Annotated in this window: 15 protein-coding genes; 6 read left to right on the plus strand and 9 right to left on the minus strand. The window is 54.1% G+C overall.

What is annotated here, in order from left to right:
* Positions 1–5: 5 nt before the first annotated feature.
* The 3 genes from metG to AB9F29_RS04230 form a co-directional block, all read right to left on the minus strand.
* Positions 6–1,535 (minus strand): methionine--tRNA ligase, encoded by a 1,530-nt coding sequence (gene metG, locus AB9F29_RS04220; protein ID WP_335584152.1) that lies wholly within the window; start codon positions 1,533–1,535, stop codon positions 6–8.
* A 115-nt stretch (positions 1,536–1,650) separates the two neighbouring features.
* Positions 1,651–2,619 (minus strand): aldo/keto reductase, encoded by a 969-nt coding sequence (locus tag AB9F29_RS04225; protein WP_369754708.1) that lies wholly within the window; start codon positions 2,617–2,619, stop codon positions 1,651–1,653.
* Positions 2,619–3,743 carry a mannitol dehydrogenase family protein gene (locus AB9F29_RS04230; protein ID WP_369754709.1) on the minus strand — a complete coding sequence of 375 codons (1,125 nt, stop codon included), beginning with the start codon at positions 3,741–3,743 and terminating at the stop codon, positions 2,619–2,621. The genes AB9F29_RS04225 and AB9F29_RS04230 overlap by 1 nt, the downstream gene beginning before the upstream one ends.
* A gap of 314 nt (positions 3,744–4,057) precedes the next feature.
* Here AB9F29_RS04230 and AB9F29_RS04235 point away from each other — a divergent pair, with 314 nt between their 5' ends.
* The gene (locus AB9F29_RS04235) at positions 4,058–4,951 is read left to right on the plus strand and encodes a GntR family transcriptional regulator (RefSeq protein ID WP_369754710.1); all 894 of its coding nucleotides are present in this window, start codon (positions 4,058–4,060) and stop codon (positions 4,949–4,951) included.
* Positions 4,952–5,046: 95 nt separating this feature from the next.
* Here AB9F29_RS04235 and AB9F29_RS04240 read toward each other — a convergent pair whose 3' ends face one another.
* The gene (locus tag AB9F29_RS04240; protein WP_369754711.1) at positions 5,047–5,964 is read right to left on the minus strand and encodes a zinc ABC transporter substrate-binding protein; all 918 of its coding nucleotides are present in this window, start codon (positions 5,962–5,964) and stop codon (positions 5,047–5,049) included.
* A gap of 86 nt (positions 5,965–6,050) precedes the next feature.
* Between AB9F29_RS04240 and AB9F29_RS04245 the strand changes: the two genes are divergently transcribed.
* Genes AB9F29_RS04245 through AB9F29_RS04255 form a run of 3 tightly spaced genes read left to right on the plus strand, consistent with a single transcriptional unit; the run spans position 6,051 to position 8,057 of the window.
* The gene (locus AB9F29_RS04245; protein ID WP_369754712.1) at positions 6,051–6,521 is read left to right on the plus strand and encodes a Fur family transcriptional regulator; all 471 of its coding nucleotides are present in this window, start codon (positions 6,051–6,053) and stop codon (positions 6,519–6,521) included.
* A complete protein-coding gene (locus tag AB9F29_RS04250; RefSeq protein ID WP_369754713.1) occupies positions 6,518–7,273 on the plus strand; it encodes an ATP-binding cassette domain-containing protein in 756 nt (251 codons plus the stop codon). The genes AB9F29_RS04245 and AB9F29_RS04250 overlap by 4 nt, the downstream gene beginning before the upstream one ends.
* The gene (locus tag AB9F29_RS04255) at positions 7,263–8,057 is read left to right on the plus strand and encodes a metal ABC transporter permease (RefSeq protein WP_369754917.1); all 795 of its coding nucleotides are present in this window, start codon (positions 7,263–7,265) and stop codon (positions 8,055–8,057) included. The genes AB9F29_RS04250 and AB9F29_RS04255 overlap by 11 nt, the downstream gene beginning before the upstream one ends.
* A 5-nt stretch (positions 8,058–8,062) precedes the next feature.
* Here AB9F29_RS04255 and AB9F29_RS04260 read toward each other — a convergent pair whose 3' ends face one another.
* From AB9F29_RS04260 to rpe, 4 genes are all read right to left on the minus strand, one after another.
* On the minus strand, positions 8,063–9,304 hold the full coding sequence (locus AB9F29_RS04260; protein WP_369754714.1) for an Hsp70 family protein: 1,242 nt from the start codon (positions 9,302–9,304) through the stop codon (positions 8,063–8,065).
* Positions 9,305–9,380: 76 nt separating this feature from the next.
* Positions 9,381–12,095, minus strand: a complete 2,715-nt coding sequence (locus AB9F29_RS04265; RefSeq protein WP_369754715.1) for a DUF2339 domain-containing protein — start codon at positions 12,093–12,095, stop codon at positions 9,381–9,383.
* Between the two features lie 54 nt (positions 12,096–12,149).
* A complete protein-coding gene (locus AB9F29_RS04270) occupies positions 12,150–12,578 on the minus strand; it encodes an arsenate reductase family protein (RefSeq protein WP_369754716.1) in 429 nt (142 codons plus the stop codon).
* 4 nt (positions 12,579–12,582) lie between these two features.
* Positions 12,583–13,275, minus strand: coding sequence for a ribulose-phosphate 3-epimerase (rpe, locus tag AB9F29_RS04275; protein WP_335584163.1), 693 nt, complete (start codon positions 13,273–13,275; stop codon positions 12,583–12,585).
* 180 nt (positions 13,276–13,455) lie between these two features.
* On the opposite strand from rpe, the gene deoC reads away from it, so the two are divergent.
* Both deoC and AB9F29_RS04285 read left to right on the plus strand, forming a co-directional pair.
* Positions 13,456–14,466 carry a deoxyribose-phosphate aldolase gene (deoC, locus tag AB9F29_RS04280; RefSeq protein WP_369754717.1) on the plus strand — a complete coding sequence of 337 codons (1,011 nt, stop codon included), beginning with the start codon at positions 13,456–13,458 and terminating at the stop codon, positions 14,464–14,466.
* 4 nt (positions 14,467–14,470) lie between these two features.
* Positions 14,471–16,831, plus strand: coding sequence for an aldehyde dehydrogenase family protein (locus tag AB9F29_RS04285; RefSeq protein ID WP_369754718.1), 2,361 nt, complete (start codon positions 14,471–14,473; stop codon positions 16,829–16,831).
* A 51-nt stretch (positions 16,832–16,882) separates the two neighbouring features.
* Here AB9F29_RS04285 and AB9F29_RS04290 read toward each other — a convergent pair whose 3' ends face one another.
* The gene (locus AB9F29_RS04290) at positions 16,883–17,560 is read right to left on the minus strand and encodes a DUF1523 family protein (protein ID WP_369754719.1); all 678 of its coding nucleotides are present in this window, start codon (positions 17,558–17,560) and stop codon (positions 16,883–16,885) included.
* Position 17,561: the final 1 nt, after the last annotated feature.

The raw sequence follows: 17,561 nt of genomic DNA on the forward strand, positions 1-17,561 counted from the left end.
TCGCCTCAATCGGCAATGCGCGGAAACAGCGGAATAACTTCCCCAAACTGCGCACCGCTCTGCAAGCGATCCAATTTCGGGGTCCAAATAGGCCCCACTTCAATCGGGCAATCCAAAATCGCCAAGGCTTTATCTGCCGACACAGGAATGATTTGACGGAAGGCCTCCAGCAACACCCGCAAACTATCAAGCGTCACATACAAAACAGTCTGTCCCCGCGCTTCAGTTTCTGGATCTTTGAGCAACTTCCACGGCGCTTGCTCGGTGAAATAGGTATTCAACTCGTCTGCTGCCACGATCAAAGCTTCGGTGCGGGACGAAATTTCCGCCAGCTTAAACACATTGGCAAACCCAAGTGCGGCCTTCATCGCTGCGGCCCGTGCGGCGTCATCTTCCGCCGTCAAAGCCCCCTTCGCAGGCACTTTGCCGTCCAACCGATCGGAGGCGAATTTAGCCGCCCGCGACAGCAGGTTTCCGACCTTATTTCCCAACTCGCCATTATACGCGGTCTGGATCAATTCCACAGAAATCTGGCTGTCGTTTTCGGCCCGCATATGGCGCGCAAGATAATAGCGCAGCGCATCCGCGCCGAACTTCTCAACTACAACCAACGGGTCCACAACATTGCCAAGCGACTTGGACATTTTCACGCCGCCACTTCCCAGCCAATGCCCGTGTACCGAGAGCTTCTTGGGAAGGGTTTCGCCCATCCCCATAAGGATAATCGGCCAATAAACCCCGTGTGTTTTAAGGATATCCTTGCCAATAACATGCTCAACTTCGGCCCAGTAGTCTTGGTAATTATTATCCGGCCACCCCAAGTTCGTGAGGTAGTTGATCAGCGCATCAAACCAAACATAGGTCACATAATCGGAATCAAATGGCAACTCGACCCCAAGGGAAACCCGCGATTTTGGCCGCGAAATACACAGATCTTCGAGCGGGTCTTTGAGCATGTTTTTAAGCTCGGTCAAAAACTTCTGTGGCTGCACAAAATCGGGATTTTCCGCGATGTGATCCAACAAGCGTTGACGGAAAGGCTCCATCGGAAAGAAGTAATTCGCCTCAGTGATTTCCTCGACAAAAAGGTTCGAGTGGTCAAGGCATTGCCCGTCCTCATTCAGATCAGAATCCGTCTTGAACTGCTCGCAGCCCTTACAGTAAATCCCCGAATATTCCTTCTTGATGATCAAGCCCGCGTCCATCATGGATTGCTCCATTTGGGCCACGCGCTCTTTGTGGAACGGGCGGCTGGTGCGGACAAAATAGTCGTAATCCACGTTCAACAAATCAAACGCTTTCTTGAATTCCGCCGAGCGCAGATCAAGGTATTCATCTACGGGCAAGCCCAGCTTTTCGGCGGACTCTTGGTTCTTTTGGCCGTGCTCATCGCACCCCGTCGAAAATCGCGTTTCAACCCCGTTGGCTTTCCTGTTGCGAATGAGGATGTCGCACATGACGGTCGTATGCGCATGTCCCAAATGAGGGGCCGCATTTACGTAATAGATGGGCGTCGTCACATAGCTTTTCGTCATTTTAATCACCTTATTTCACAGCGCAGAAAGCTCCGGTACGCACCGGATATATTGGCAAGCCCCTGTTTTATACAAGTCTCCCCGCGCGGCAACCAAGAAATCCCCCGCGCGCGTTTTAGAAAACCTCTTTAGCCAAGGCTTCGGGGAACGGCGCTTGGATGGCTTCCAAATTGCGCGTGAGGGAGGAGACTTTTCCCGTCCCGATTAAAACGCTCGCAGCTTCGGGTTTTGAAAACCCGAAATGCAAGGCGGCCGTCGCAAGTGGAACATCAAAGGCAGCGCATTTTTCCTCCAAGGCACGCGTTTGCGCCAGAATGTCGGCGCTTGCCGGAGCATAATTGAAACGAGCGCCCTCCGTCGGCCCCGTCGCCAAAATACCCGAGTTGAAAACCCCGCCCAATACGAGGCTCACGCCCATTTCACGGCACATCGGAATCAATTCGGCTTCGGCGGTCCGATCTAGCAAGGTCCAGCGTCCAGCGAGTAAAATAACATCCAAGGGGTGGGATTTTAGCACCTCCACACAGACCTCATTTTCATTCACGCCCAGACCATAGGCCCCGATTCTCCCCTGTTCTTTAAGGCTCTCAAGATAGGGCAAACCCGATTCCAAGAGGTCTTTCATATGAGCAGCATTCCCTGCGCCATGTGTCACAACGCCGATATCGTGTACGAAAACGATATCAATCCGATCGGTTCCAAGGCGCTCCATACTGCTTACAAGGCTCTCTTCAAAACCCTTCGCGGAATAGTCATAATGCACGTCATTCGGGAGCGGATTAACGAAATCTTCGGCGACGGCCAATTGTTTTCCTGGCCGCAAAACGCGCCCAACTTTGGTTGAGATAACAATCTCATCCCGCGATTTCGTAGCCAAAAAAACCCCTAAACGCGCCTCTGCGCGCCCGCGGCCATAGTGTGGCGCGGTATCAAAATAACGAATGCCACTTTGCCACGCCGCCTCCAAAACCGCCTGCGCAGCCTCCTCCGAGACCTCGACAAAAATGTTTGCAATACCCGTCGTGCCAAATGACACTAGGCTTGTTTCGACATCGGTTTTCCCAACTCTACTTTTGGCAAACATTACGATTCCTCTTTTGCTTTTTGTACAATATTTTCTAGTCGCGGCTTCAGACCGGTATCGCCGTTCTTGTGCGCCCAAGCTAAAAAATCTGCAATGCGGCGCTGGATTTTCTCAGCGTGATTTCCCGCGATATCGGCGATTTTGTGATCCAAAAACGGGTTTCGAAACCTATCAATCGTCGTTTCCACATAAGCGCGGGCTTTTCCTTCAAGGCCTGCGGCTGTGAAGGCTGGAATAACCTCAACTTCATATAAATCGTTAAGATCAGCCAAGACAGTAGCATTATCCAGATACTCTCGGACATAAGCTGGGGGTGTTTCCTCGGCACGCCAATTGTCGGCCAAATACGTGTGCCCTAAGTTGAGGATAAATAGCTTCAAAGCCTCAGGAATTTCCAAATCGTCAACGATATCAATGCACGGATGAACACAGGGCGCGACAAATCTGGCCTGATTTTCGATCGCCCAAAGCGCGTAGGGTTCGGCCACCGCCCCTGCGGGCTCAAGCGGCTCAGAGACAATCCGATCCACAAGCGAGTCCATCCAAAGCACGTCTGATGTTAACCATTCCAAATATTGCGAAGATTGCCCCGACGCGAGATCCAGCACGCGCGCCTTCAAAATCGCACCATTTTTGACGATCAATTCCATAGGCATCACCGTCAATGGCCGCGCCGACGCCTCAAAGCGCGCCCGAAGGAGCAGCTCCAATTTCGCAGGGTAGGACATCGCTTGATCAAAAGTACTTCCACCGTCCGCTGGCTGCGCTGCAAAGCCGCGATCGCCTGTGTTGGAAAGGACATATTGCGCCTCGAAAACGAAACACGCAACCAACGCATCCCAGTTCTGCGCGGTCGTAAATGTGCGCGCAACCGATTGAATACGTTGCTCGCTGTCGATCGGAACTCCTGCCTGCAAACCCTTGATGCACACTGGATATCCATCAACTTGGGTCAACCCCTCAAGGCGCGCAACCCTTGAGGAATCCCCCGTGGTTTTCACTACCGAAATTTTCCCCACGGCCTCCCCGCGCTTCAAGGCTTCATCGACAAAAAGGTCCGCATGCGCTTGTAGAAATCGACTTGTTCCAAACTGAAAAATAGGTGTTTCGGTCGCTTTGTTCATTCTTTTCATCCCATTTGTTCAAAATCATCGGCCTTAAGGCTTGGAGATAACAACTCTTTAAAGCTTTTCCGCCTCTACTCTGAGAAATCTATCTCGAACCCCATGCTCGGACAACGCGAATATGTTCTTTTATGCAATAAAAACCACGAACACCCATGCAAATCGATGAAGCGAAATTTTGATCACCCCTTACTGCGGGCCCATCGACGAAGGGATACGCCTTTAAACGCCGCTAAGATACTTTTTGCCACCAATGAAAATTTATGATTGAAACATGGCACCACAACCTGAGTAGCCAGCATTGAGAGCCATCCGTGTCGCGCAGCAATAGTGTTTACAAAGAAGCTTACAACCGATGTTTGGATTGTATTCGCGACCTTGATATCACCAGCCAACTGCCCCCAGAAACCGAGCTTGCCAAAAAACTTAAAACAAGTCGCACGACAATTCGCGTCGTTTTGGAGCATTTAGATCAAACGAAAGTTATCCATTGGGACGGGCGGTTAAAAACCGTTCTTCGCATGCCCGCCCCTATCGACTATTTCGCAATTGAGGAAACACGCTCGGCCAGTGAAAAAGTCGACACTCTTTTTATGGACTATATTCTTGGTGGCGATTTGGCACCCGGATCGGTCCTTCGAGAAAGTGAATTGGCAAGAGAATTCGGCGTTAGTTCGTCAGCGATCCGCGAGTATCTCATCCGCTTCTCCCGCTTTGGCTTGATCGAGAAAGAGCCCAATCGCCACTGGGTACTCCTTGGTTTCACCCGAGATTTCGCCGAGGAGTTGTTTGACGTGCGCGAAATATTTGAGCTTCGGACGTTGCGGAATTTTTGTGAAACTCCCATGTCCCCTGAATCCCGCGCTGAGTTGCAAGCGCTAGAGGTGGCTCACGTTGATTTACTCGAGAATATCGACACCCACTACCTCAAATTTTCCCGCCTAGATGAGCGTTTTCATCGTGTGCTTATTGAAAAGCTTGGCAATCGTTTCATCTCCGATTTCTATGTGCTCATTTCGCTGATTTTCCACTTTCATTACCGGTGGAATAAAACCTACGAAAAAGAGCGCAACATTCAGGCAGCCAAGGAGCATCTAGTGGTCATTCGAGCGCTCCTTTCGGGCAGCAAGGACGCCGCAAAAAATGGGTTTACTGTCCACCTTAAATCGGCGCGGCGCACACTTCTAGATAGTGTCGTGTGGGACTAGAGCATCCTCGCAGAGGCGGGCCGCCCGTTCTTAAAACACGCCGGAACCTGCCACACAAAGCAGATTCCAGCAGGGCAAATGCACCATCTGCGAGCTTAGCTCTTAAGGCACGCGGTCAACGCCTGCGCCATATTTGCGAGCGTTGCGCCATATAGGTTTTTGTCTAAGGGCAAGGTCGCCCCCAATGGATCCATTTGCACGATGTCCAGCCCACCATTTGGGGCAATCGCGTCAAGAATTCCCGACTTAAATCCTGGCTCAACAGCCAGACATTTGACGTTCGACTGAGCGATCTTGTCACGAACATCTTGTAGCCTGCGTGGCCCTGGATCAACAGCTTCTGTATCCGTTATCGCCCCAAAGGAGGGGACCTCAAATCGATTTTCAAAATACTGAAATGCATCATGATAAACGAAGTATTCCACTCCGCCGAGATCGGAAAACCTCTCTTGGATGCCCTGCGTAAGCGCGGCCATCTGAGCTTCAAAAGTCGCAACATTCTCTTTGTATACCGACTCGTTTTCAGGGTCAATTTCCGTAAGAATGCGCGCCATTTCTCCGGCCCAAAGCACCGCGTTTTCTGGGTCAAGCCAACTATGGGGATCAAATTCACCATGCGCATGGCCCCCCTCATCGGCGTGCTCTTCCTCATCAAAGTGCCCTTCCTCCTCGCGTGCCTCCAACAAATTCGTCCCTGAAACCTCTGCCAAGAACACAATTTCGGCCCCGTCGGCCAAAGTCTCCAAGCTTTTCACAAGCCATGGCGTTAAGTCGGGACTGACACTAAAAACAACGTCCGCGTTTTGAAGTCCGCGTGCATGTGACGGGCGCAATGAGAAATCATGTGGTGAGGCCGCTTGTTCCACTATCAATGTGGGCGTCCCAACACCCTCCATAACCTGCGCGGCAATTGCATAGATCGGCGCGATATCAACCACGACATTGGGCGCCTTGGCATGTGCGGATTGTCCAAAAACGATGGCGGCAACGAATACGGGTAATAGATTTTTCAACTTTTTTTCCTCTAAAACTAAATTTGGCCTCGACTTATATGTAATAATATAACATTACAAGTCAGAACCCAACAGACTGAGATCTTATGCCGACCCATGGATTTGAACACCACGACCACAAGGATTGCATCGATTCCGGCATCGCTTCGGTTGAGGCGCAATGTGGCGCGCAGAAGCTTCAACTCACACCCGTCCGCAGACGTGTGATGGAAATCCTGCTGATCGAACATCGTGCCCTCGGGGCCTATGAAATCCTCGACCATCTCCGCACCGAAGGCTTGGGCTCCCAACCTCCTGTCGCCTATCGGGCGCTGGATTTTCTGGTGTCCAACGGCTTTGCCCATAAGATCGAACGACTAAACGCCTTTGCCGCCTGTATGCATCCCGGAGAGCATCATGCGCCCGCCTTTCTAATCTGCAAAGAGTGCGACGGCGTCGTCGAAACCTTCTGCGCGCCCTTGCTCAATGAACAGGCGCACGACCTAGGTTTCAAAATTGAACGCACCGTTGTTGAGGCGCTCGGTCTGTGCCCAAATTGCCAATCGGACACGGTATGAAACTGATCTCCACAGAAAAGCTCACGGTAAAACACGGGTCAAAAACAACGCTGGATGCCGTCGATTTTCACATAGAGAACGGTGAAATCGTCACCCTTGTGGGACCGAACGGTTCGGGCAAAACGACCCTGCTGCGAGCGCTTATTGGCGCCATCCCGAGCGACGGAAAAATCACGCGGGCGGAAAACCTCAAGATCGGTTACGTCCCGCAGAAACTCCAACTTGATCCCAGCCTGCCGCTCTCTGTGAAACGCTTCCTCAGCTTGCCAACACGCCACCCCCTTGCGGAGGTCACTGCGGCGTTGGACGCTGGCGGCGCTGGACATATCGCCGACACCGCGATGGCCGACCTCTCGGGGGGGCAACTTCAACGCGTGCTGCTTGCGCGGGCATTGCTCCATAAACCCAACTTGCTTATTCTCGACGAAGCCACACAGGGTCTCGATCAACCCGGAGCGGCTTCCTTTTACCAACAGATCGAAGACGTGCGCTCGCAACTCGGATGTGCCGTTTTAATGGTCAGCCACGACCTGCATGTTGTGATGGCTGCCTCCGATCGCGTCGTCTGTCTCAACGGTCATGTGTGCTGCCACGGAACACCCGATATCGTAGCCTCGGCACCTGAATACCGTGCGCTCTTTGGCACCGGAACGGGGGGCGCACTTGCGCTGTACCGCCACGAACATAGCCACAGCCACGACGACCATGAACACGGCCCAAACTGTGGCCACGAGAATCAAAATGCTGGATGATTTCATGCTCCGCGCCACATTGGCCGGCCTCGGTCTTGTGCTTGCGGCCGCACCACTTGGGTGTTTCGTTGTCTGGCGGCGGATGGCCTATATTGGCGACGCCACCGCCCATGCCTCCATCCTCGGTGTCGCAATCGCGCTTGGGTTTTCCATCTCGGTCTTCGCAAGCGTCCTTGCCGTCGCCCTCCTAATGGCAATCCTCGTCTCAACCCTCAGTGGCCGCAACCATTCAACGGATTCCCTCCTCGGGGTTTTGTCCCACTCCGCTCTCGCTTTTGGCCTCGTCGCGATCTCATTTATCGATGGTGTGCGGGTCGATCTTATGGCCTATCTTTTTGGGGAAATCCTTGCTGTTACGACCATGGATTTAGCCGCAATTTGGGGCGGCGCAGCCGTTATCCTCGCGCTTTTGGTCTGGCGTTGGTCGCTCTTTCTAACCTCGACCCTTAGTCCCGGCTTGGCCTATTCCAGCGGAATCGATCCCAAACGAGAGCAGTTGATCCTGACCATTGCTTTGGCTCTGGTTGTGGCCGTTGCTATCAAAGTCGTGGGCGTTTTACTGGTCACAGCGATGCTCATTATGCCCGCCGCCGCCGCGCGCCCCTTCGCGAAAACCCCCGAAAGTATGGCGTTTATTTCCATCGGAATCGGAGCGGCATCGGTCATTTTGGGTCTACAAGCGGCCTTGATCTACGACACGCCTGCGGGGCCGACCATTGTTTGTGTCGTGGCAATCTTTTTTGCGGTTGCCTCGCTCGTTCGGCTGCCCCTCCGGTCTGGCTAACCCGCTTAGCTTTGACGGGACGCCGCTATAGCAAGCCCGTCGACAACACCGGTAAAGGCCTCTGAATACAAGAACTCAGCGGCGGAAAATACGGACCGCATGCCATCATCCACGATCGACATAAGGCTTGAACCCCCGACAAAAACGACCTGTTCGATTTGTGCCTCCGACACGCCAGCCAACACGAGCGTTTCCTTGGCTGCATCGCGAATATCTGCGCCATATTCCGCAAGGGAGTCGGCCATGGATTGGTCTGACATGACGGCAAACAGGCCCGCTTCAATCATTTTCATATCAATTCGCGCGTCGGAGCGGTCCTCTTGGTTCACCAGAATTTTCGCCCGCTCGACAGCAAAAGCGACCTCATGTCCCAACTCCTCGGTCAAGACGGTGAGCAGGCGTGAAAACAACACAGGCTCAAGGGCCAGTTTCCCAAGCTTCGCCATCGCCAACCGTGTCTGTTGCGTATAGAGAAACGGGATTTTCTCCCAAGTCGCCAAGTCTTGAAATATCGCGCTCGGGGCGGCCAATGCGCCCTCTCCGAACTCTTTACCAATCAAGGAATCTTTGCCCAAAAGTGGCATCACATGACGCACGCTGAGCCGTTTATCGAAATGGGTTCCTCCAAGTCGCACACCATGGCTCGCCAAAATTTCCTGCGTGCCAGCTTGCGTGCGAAACACCGTGAAATCCGAGGTCCCGCCGCCAATATCAACCACCAATCCAAGGCTACCATCTTGGCGCGCATGGCTGGCCAAGGCTGCGGCTTCGGGCTCCGGCATGAAGGATACTTCTTTGAAACCCGCCTTTAGGTAGCATTCCGTCAGATCGGCCAGCGCCTGCGTATTGCGCCCCTCATCCTTGGAGTGAAACCGCACGGGACGCCCCGAAAGCGCCCGCTCAAATGTCGTATAACATTGGGCCTCGGCCCGAATTTTCAACACCTCAAGGAACCGCGCGATAATATCGCTGATCGTCATTTCGGCGCCCATTATCCGACGTTTTTCATGCATCAAAGACGTCCCAAGGACGCTCTTGAGGGCGCGCATATAACGCCCCTCTTCGCCTTGAATTAGGGCGCGGTTGGCTGCACTTCCGATCCGCATTTCCGCCGAATTCTGGGGAAAGAACACGGCTGTTGGCAATGTTTTCTCGCCCGCCTCAACCTCAATCAAGAAGGGTTTATCGTTGACCAAAACTCCCGCTGCAGAGTTGGATGTCCCAAAATCAATTCCCAAAGCATTCATCGTAAGGCACCTTTATCGTCCGCAGGAACCGCGCTCTTTAGGCCCGTCGTGCGAGAGATACAACCCTATCTGAATGCTAAGTGTTGTCGTTTTGATTTGGACTGCGATCCCATTGGCGCGTCATGTTGCCGTTGATCCACGCAAGCGCCGCAAGCGACAACCCGAGGCCAAGGAAGGAAGCGACCCGAATGAGGCCCGCAAGCCCCGACATATCGATCAGGAACACCTTCGCAATCGTGAGACCAATGCCGATCATAGCAAACCGCCGCAGCATCAAATTGCGACGGGAAAACGCATAGAACAAAAGCGCCGCCGAGGACAAAAGCATCGCGATGGTATAGCTATATAACTCACCATCAAGCACTCCTTGGTAGTCTTCCATATCGCCGCCCCACCAGATGTGGCGGATTTCAAGCGCGGCGAAAATCACCGCATAGAGAGTCGCAAGCCCTGCATAGAATTTTCGCGTCCGCAGCTTCAGATGCGTCATACGCCATGCGATAAAACCAAAGAGGCAGGCCAAACCACCATAGCCAATGATCAAAGAGTTTAGGAGGATAGGGCCGAAAACGGACTTAGCTTCTAAGCCCCAAACTGGATTGAAAATAACCAGCTCAACGAGCATCAACACTGTTCCCAAAATGCCAAAGATCCAAGCAAGTAGAAGCCGCACGATCCGGAACATGCGCGCGCCATGCTTTGCGCGGTACAACTGATTGGCCGCCGAAACCCAAACGACCAAGGCCGCCAACGAAACCGTGATTTCATCGCCGCCGCCCAAATAATCCACCAAACGCGCGAGGCCGACACTGGCAAACATGGCCGCAAGACTCCAGAACGCGGATTCCACAACCAGAAGCGCGCCTTTCTGGTCTCGGGTTCTCAGGACGACAAACGTCGCCGCTATCAATCCAAGAATTGCAATCGCAACCAAAGAGAATTCCAGCGTCGAAACACGGTAAATCCACCAAAATCCAGGGTCGACAAAGGACCGGTAAGAAACAACGATCGTGCCGATCTGAACAAAATACGCCAACCGCCGCATGTCGAATTTGCGCTCAAGAAGAGCAGCAAGTAGCACCATAACGCTCAAGGCCACCGTCAACGCCGCTTGTGACAACATTATCGTAAGCGCAAAGCTTATCAGGGAGAGGGCCGACATCGCAAAGATGGCCGCGCGTTGTTTATTTGGATTGTCTAGCAAGGCGACCCGATGCGACATACCAACCATCAAAGCCGCGACAAACATCGCGATTCCGGCCCATAGGTTCGCTGTTAAAACATACACCGGTTGCCAAAACGCTTCGAGCGCCACAAGCGTGGCGTTGGTCGTAACTGCGCCACCGACGCTCAAGGCAAAACGACCATTTTTGCGGTTGTTCCCCAGCCAAAAAAGCACGCAGCTCATCGCTATTCCGAGCGCGACGAGAACGTAAACGGTTGTTGGGAGGGCGATCTCTGGAGCGCGTGTCAGACCCGCGTTAAATTCCGCGAGCAACGGCCCTCGATTGATCCCTTCAAGGGTGATCAAGGCCAGAAACACCACCACAGGCCCCATCGCCAACTCCCAAAGAGCGGGTGCTGCACGGAGCCAGAAATTAGTGGCCACAAACAGGAGCATAGCCGCGCCAATGGCCGCCCACGCGGTAGTCGTATTCGGAGCATCCGCCCCAACTGCTAGAATGACGACAAGGGCCGCAACAAACGTACCGAACGCCAGCCGCGTCGGGAATTCAACGGTTGGCAGCGTCTCCATTGACGACGAGAAATCCTTTCGGACAAGACGCCAAAACGCCTGCCCAACGGATGTGCCTTCGTGGTTGGGATGTAGGGTTCGTACGGGGATGGTCGTGGCGCCCGCGGCAACAATCAGGGCAAACGCCAAGAAATAAACACCTTCCGTAGTGCCCGATTGAAACAAAACCATTGCCGCAAAATAGGGCGCAACTATCGACAAAACCGAAACCCACGCACGGCGTTTCACCGTATCAATCGCCAATCCGACGAGGCAAATAAGGACAAAATAGGCATATAAGAAATTCGGAGCCTCGCTGGCCCCGCCGATAAGAAACGGGGCCAGCGAGGCTCCGAGCAAACCAACAATCGACAGAAACGGGCCATAGAACCAGCCAAGGACAAGCGCCACACAGGACACGGCCACAAGACTAACGAAGGCCATTTCCGCACCGATGAGGCCATACATTTGCCGCGCCGCCAACACGCCGATGAACAATAGAACGATCCCAGCACCCGACAGCGTCGACGGAAGTGCTGCGGCGTGTCCCGTTTCATCACTGGCCCGTCTGCGCACCCATTCGCCCCCAGCTATCAAGGCGGCACCTAGGGTAAGGGTCCCTATGACGCGCCAAACAGGGGTCAGGATTCCGTTTTCCACACTGTATTGCACCAAGAATACTCCCGCCAAAACGAACGAAAGCGCGGCAACTGCGAGGAACCATTTTTCTTTGAGCCATTCCGTAATCGCAGCAGCATTTTGGGAGGTCAGAACGAAGGCTTTTGAGGGTTCTGGTGTCTGCACTTCTTTGAGGGAGGACGTGGGCCAGACTGTGGGTGCTACATCTTCGACAACTGCTGCCGACGCGGGAACAAAACCTTCCGGAGTGGGCAATGCCACTTCACTCGGTGCAGTGTCCGTGGCCGCGTTTGGCGCTTCCAGAACGTCCATACGCGCACTGAGGTCTTTAAGTTTTTTGCTTTGGCGAAAAAGGTTAAAGATCATCCACAGAAAGGCCAGCGGGATCAAAATACCGCCTAAGTCGAATAATCCCACGCCGCTCTCCCCTTGTTTTTATTCGGAGACTCCTAGGGCTGCCCCTTAGGCCTGTCAACTTTGCTCTAAAATCTCATCCCGCGGAATTTGAAAACTCTCGCCTTTGTCTGTCATTAGGGTCCGCGGAGACAGGTCGTTCAGCACCGAGAAAATCACTTCTTTAGGGCGGCAAAGAACGACCCCTTTAGAGGTCCGCACGATTGGACGCTCGACCAACATTGGGTCCGCAATCATCGCACGTAAAATCTCGCTGTCTGGTGTCGCAGGGTCCATGAGGCCAAGCTCTTTTGCGGGCGTATTGCGGGTGCGCAGTATATCGCGCGCCGAGAGTTTCGCGTCCGTCAAAATCGTGCGCAACAGATCTTCTGTCCACCCGACTTGCTGATACAACACAATCTCCGGAGTTTCGCCAGCGAGTTGCATAATCTCCAAAACAAACCGAGACGTACTACATTTTGGGTTGTGGTAGATGGTGCTGTTCATCCCTTTAGCCCTGTGCCGCCACGGCCGCCGCCCGAATTGCACGGATATTTTCGCCATAGGGCGCTGGGTTTTGCACACTACCACCAGAGAATACTGCCGATCCCGCGACCAAAACATCTGCACCTGCAGCCGTCACAAGGGGCGCTGTTTCGGGGGTCACGCCGCCATCAATTTCGATGTGAATGGGACGATCTCCAACCATGGCACGAAGTTTTTTAACCTTATCTATTTGGCTATGAATGAATTTCTGTCCACCGAATCCGGGGTTCACCGTCATCACACAAATGAGGTCAATCATATCCAGTAGATACTCGATGCTTTCAACGGGCGTAGCTGGATTGAGCGCAATACCCGCCTTGGCGCCCGCATTGCGGATCGCCTGTACTGTGCGGTGCGCGTGAGGGCCTGCTTCGACGTGGGCGGTAATAATATCGGCACCGGATTTGGCAAAGGCTTCGATGTAGGCGTCGACCGGCGTAATCATCAAATGCACGTCCATCACCCCCTTGATATGGGGACGGATCGCTTTACAAGTCTCTGGACCGAACGTAATATTTGGCACAAAATGCCCGTCCATGACGTCAACATGAATCCAGTCCGCCCCCTGCTCCTGAACCGCCAAAATCTCGGCACCAAAGTTGGCGAAATCTGCGGCAAGAATGGACGGGGCGATTTTAATATTACGGTCAAAACTCATTGGGGTCTCCGTGGGCTAAGCGGGTTTTAGGCTCTCTTTCTTCTACCTACCTTGCTTTACAAGCCTTGAAAACACTCTGATTTAGCCTTCTCAGCGCACCAATCCTTGACCAAACGGTCAAACTTGCAATAACGAAGGAATAATGAGACCCTTTGTCCTGATCAATCCGGAGCCTCTTTGATGGAAAACCAAGCCAAGACGACGGTAAAAACCGCCGCTGTTGCCACCGCGCAATTGCCGCAAGTCCACGAGCCACGCAATCCTGGGATGGACCTTGATTTGGACTGGGTCCTTTCGGTGCAAGCGAACACCTCTGCGATTGAGCGCCGCGCTGCCTCTATTTCTGGACGGCGGTCGGTTAAAAAAGACTATCAAGCGGCGTGGATGCTCAAAGCGATTACGTTGATCGACCTTACAACACTCTCCGGCGACGATACATGGGGTCGCGTGCGACGCCTGTGCGCCAAGGCCGCCCACCCCGTACGCGCGGATATTCTAGACGCGCTCGGTATGCCCCCGATCACCACCGGCGCGGTTTGCGTTTATCACGATATGGTCGAAACGGCGGTCGACGCCCTCAAAGGAACGGGTATCCCCGTTGCGGCCGTATCAACAGGTTTCCCTGCGGGTCTATCCCCCCTCCACCTACGCCTAGAAGAAATCCGTGAAAGCGTTAAGGCCGGCGCAAAAGAGATCGATATCGTGATTTCCCGCCGCCACGCGCTCACCGGCAATTGGCAAGCAATCTACGACGAAATGCGGGCCATGCGCGAAGCTTGCGGCGACGCACATGTGAAAGCAATTTTGGCGACAGGCGAACTTGGGACCCTACGCAATGTCGCCCGCGCGAGCCTTGCTTGCATGATGGCAGGCGCTGATTTCATCAAAACATCAACGGGCAAAGAACCCGTCAACGCTACCCTCCCCGTTACCCTCGTGATGATCCGCGCCATCCGCGCCTATCACGCGCGTACAGGTTACCGCGTTGGCTATAAACCCGCAGGTGGCATCTCAAAGGCCAAAGATGCCGTGACCTACCTCGCCCTTATCAAGGACGAACTGGGCGACCGTTGGCTAGAGCCCGATTTATTCCGTTTTGGGGCCAGCTCGCTTTTAGGCGATCTTGAGCGCCAACTAGAGCACCATGTTACCGGCCGCTATTCCGCCGCCCACCGTCACGCGATTGGATAAGACCATGACAGTAAAAGAGATATTCGACACAATGGACTATGGCCCCGCCCCCGAAAGCGTCTCTGAAGCCCTTGCGTGGCTGGTGGATCGCGGCGACAGTTTTGGCCATTTTATCAACGGTACCTTCACAAAACCCGTCAAGGGTTTCCCAAGCAAAAACCCAGCCAATGGCGAGACCCTCGCGATCATCAGCCAAGGCACCCAAAGCGATGTTGACGCCGCCGTAAAAGCAGCCCGCGCGGCGCAAGGGCCATGGGCCAAAACATCGGGACATGCGCGGGCGAAATACCTCTATGCCATCGCGCGGTTGGTGCAAAAGCATTCGCGCCTCTTTGCGGTCCTTGAGACCCTCGACAACGGCAAGCCCATCCGTGAGAGCCGGGACATCGATATTCCTTTGGTCGCGCGGCACTTCTATTACCACGCGGGCATGGCGCAATTGATGGAAGCCGAACTTCCCGACGCCGAAGCCATTGGTGTTTGTGGTCAGGTCATTCCGTGGAACTTCCCGCTCCTGATGCTGGCTTGGAAAATCGCCCCTGCGATTGCTATGGGAAACACTGTCGTTCTGAAACCTGCGGAATACACGTCCCTTACGGCGCTGCTTTTTGCGGAAATCTGCCAAGAGGCGGGACTCCCACACGGGGTCGTCAATATCGTCACCGGCGACGGAGCAACGGGCGAAGCCATTGTTACCCACGAAGGGATCGACAAAGTGGCCTTCACCGGCTCAACCGCAGTTGGCCGCAAAATTCGCGCCGCGACGGCGGGGCAAAACAAGGTTCTGACCTTAGAGCTGGGCGGCAAATCCCCCTACATCGTTTTTGACGACGCGGATATCGATAGCGCCATCGAAGGGCTTGTCGACGCGATTTGGTTCAACCAAGGCCAAGTCTGTTGCGCAGGATCACGCCTGTTGGTTCAGGAAGGCATTGCCGAAGATTTCTACGCTCGTTTGCGCGCGCGTATGGCCAGCCTGCGCATCGGCGATCCGCTCGATAAATGTATCGACGTGGGCGCAATCGTGGACCCCGTACAACTCGCGACCATCAAGCGCCTTGTCGCAGACCACGGCAACGAGGGCACCGTTTACCAAGCGCCTTGCATAATGCCTGCCGATGGCTGTTTTTACCCACCAACATTGATCACCGACCTTCATACATCGTCGGTTTTGATGCAGGAAGAAATCTTTGGCCCTGTCCTCTGCGCGACCACCTTCCGCACCCCTGACGAAGCGGTCCAAATCGCCAACAACACGCGCTATGGCCTTGCGGCGACCCTCTGGACTGAGAACGTCAACCTCGCCCTTGACGTCGCCCCTAAACTTGTTGCGGGTGTTGTTTGGGTCAACGCCACCAACCTCTTTGATGCGGCCGCTGGCTTTGGCGGCGTGCGGGAAAGCGGCATGGGACGCGAAGGCGGTTGGGAAGGACTTTCGGCCTATACAAAATCCAAATCCAAATCCAAAAAACTCGCGCCTGTCGAGGCCATCCCCGAGCCAACCACGGTGAAGGTGGACGGCCTTGACCGCACCGCCAAACTCTATGTTGGCGGCAAGCAGGCACGTCCTGATAGTGGATACTCAAAAGCCGTTTACGGACATAAAGGGGCCTTGCTCGGACATGTTGGCGTCGGGAGTCGCAAGGACATACGCAATGCGGTCGAAGCGGCCCATAGTGCGTCAAAATGGGGAAAAACCACAGGACATTTGCGGGCGCAAATTCTCTATTACATCGCAGAAAACCTTTCGACCCGCGCCGAAGAATTTGCCAAGACCCTAGACGCCATGCAACCAAAATCCGCAAAACACAGCGGAAAGGCGGAGGTCGAAGCCACCATCAGCCGCCTGTTCACCTATGCCGCTTGGGCCGACAAATACGATGGGCTTGCCCATGGTGTTCCTATTCGCGGCGTCGCCTTAGCGATGAAAGAACCTGTGGGTGTGATCGGCGCGCTCTGTGCTGACGAAGCGCCATTGCTTGGCTTGATTTCGGTAATGGCACCGGCAATTGCGATGGGCAACACCTGCGTCCTTGTGGCAAGCCAGCCGTTCCCACTGGCGGCAACCGACTTCTATCAAGTGCTTGATACGTCTGACGTTCCCACAGGTGTTGTGAATATCATCACTGGCGAACACAGCGGTCTTGGCGCAACTCTCGCCGACCATATGGACGTCGACGCGATTTGGAACTTCTCGTCCACCGATATCTCAGGAGATCTTGAACGCCGCTCCGCGAGCAACCTCAAACGCACATGGCTCAATCAGGGCCACGCGCGCGATTGGTATGGCACTCAAGGGGGGGGACGCGAATTCCTCATGCAGGCCACCGAAGTGAAAAACATCTGGATTCCCTACGGCGAGTAAAAAAATGGGCGCTCATCGAACCGTTCGATGCGCGCCCAAATCCAGTTAAGCCTATTTACGTGGCTTTGCGCGCCAAGACCCAAGCCACGCCTTGAACCGTCCCCAAACACCGCGCGCGCGGTCCTTAACGGCATCCGCGCGCTGGTCTGCGGCCTCAAAGGCTTCAGTCGCATCATCCAGCAAAGGGTCGATTTTGCGTTCGCGGAATTGCACCCACACCCGCCAAAGCCAGAAGATCAAACCAGCAAACGCGAGCAGGATGATGATGCTCATCCATGGGATAAGCCGCACGTCTGGTCCGTCGACAACTTTAAACTTGATAACATTTGGATAGATCGACAAAAATTCGCTGCGCCAGCCATAGTGGGTAACCGCGACCCAAATCGGATCGTCGCGCAACGAAATCAAATCCGCAGCCTCCGCCTGGAGGTTTGAACTGTTGATCTTGAAGTAAGGCGGCCAGTTGAAAATTCCGGTGTCTTCATTGCGGTAGACAATGATTTTTCCGCCGTCATACGCCGCGTTTACGAGACGCAAATCGCGGTTGGTGGCCGCTTGGGCACCGCTGTCTGGTTCGGCATAAAAGAAACTGTTCGATCCCGAAAAATCGGCCCGAATAATCTCGGTCCCCGTGATGCGCACGATGTCGCGCTGCGGGAGATTATAGTGGAAAAAAGCAAAGACCGTCGTAACGAGCAAGACCCAGAAAGTTATTTTCACGTAGCGCATG

It is taken from the genome of Falsihalocynthiibacter sp. S25ZX9, assembly GCF_041205405.1.
Lineage (GTDB): Bacteria > Pseudomonadota > Alphaproteobacteria > Rhodobacterales > Rhodobacteraceae > Falsihalocynthiibacter > Falsihalocynthiibacter arcticus.

Bases quoted from the DNA above. Each gene is read 5' to 3' on its own strand.
- metG (WP_335584152.1), bottom strand. From the start codon at position 1,535: ATGACGAAAAGCTATGTGACGACGCCCATCTATTACGTAAATGCGGCC.
- AB9F29_RS04225 (WP_369754708.1), bottom strand. From the start codon at position 2,619: ATGTTTGCCAAAAGTAGAGTTGGGAAAACCGATGTCGAAACAAGCCTA.
- AB9F29_RS04230 (WP_369754709.1), bottom strand. From the start codon at position 3,743: ATGAACAAAGCGACCGAAACACCTATTTTTCAGTTTGGAACAAGTCGA.
- AB9F29_RS04245 (WP_369754712.1), top strand. From the start codon at position 6,051: ATGCCGACCCATGGATTTGAACACCACGACCACAAGGATTGCATCGAT.
- AB9F29_RS04250 (WP_369754713.1), top strand. From the start codon at position 6,518: ATGAAACTGATCTCCACAGAAAAGCTCACGGTAAAACACGGGTCAAAA.
- AB9F29_RS04255 (WP_369754917.1), top strand. From the start codon at position 7,263: ATGCTGGATGATTTCATGCTCCGCGCCACATTGGCCGGCCTCGGTCTT.
- AB9F29_RS04260 (WP_369754714.1), bottom strand. From the start codon at position 9,304: ATGAATGCTTTGGGAATTGATTTTGGGACATCCAACTCTGCAGCGGGA.
- AB9F29_RS04270 (WP_369754716.1), bottom strand. From the start codon at position 12,578: ATGAACAGCACCATCTACCACAACCCAAAATGTAGTACGTCTCGGTTT.
- rpe (WP_335584163.1), bottom strand. From the start codon at position 13,275: ATGAGTTTTGACCGTAATATTAAAATCGCCCCGTCCATTCTTGCCGCA.
- deoC (WP_369754717.1), top strand. From the start codon at position 13,456: ATGGAAAACCAAGCCAAGACGACGGTAAAAACCGCCGCTGTTGCCACC.
- AB9F29_RS04285 (WP_369754718.1), top strand. From the start codon at position 14,471: ATGACAGTAAAAGAGATATTCGACACAATGGACTATGGCCCCGCCCCC.
- AB9F29_RS04290 (WP_369754719.1), bottom strand. From the start codon at position 17,560: ATGCGCTACGTGAAAATAACTTTCTGGGTCTTGCTCGTTACGACGGTC.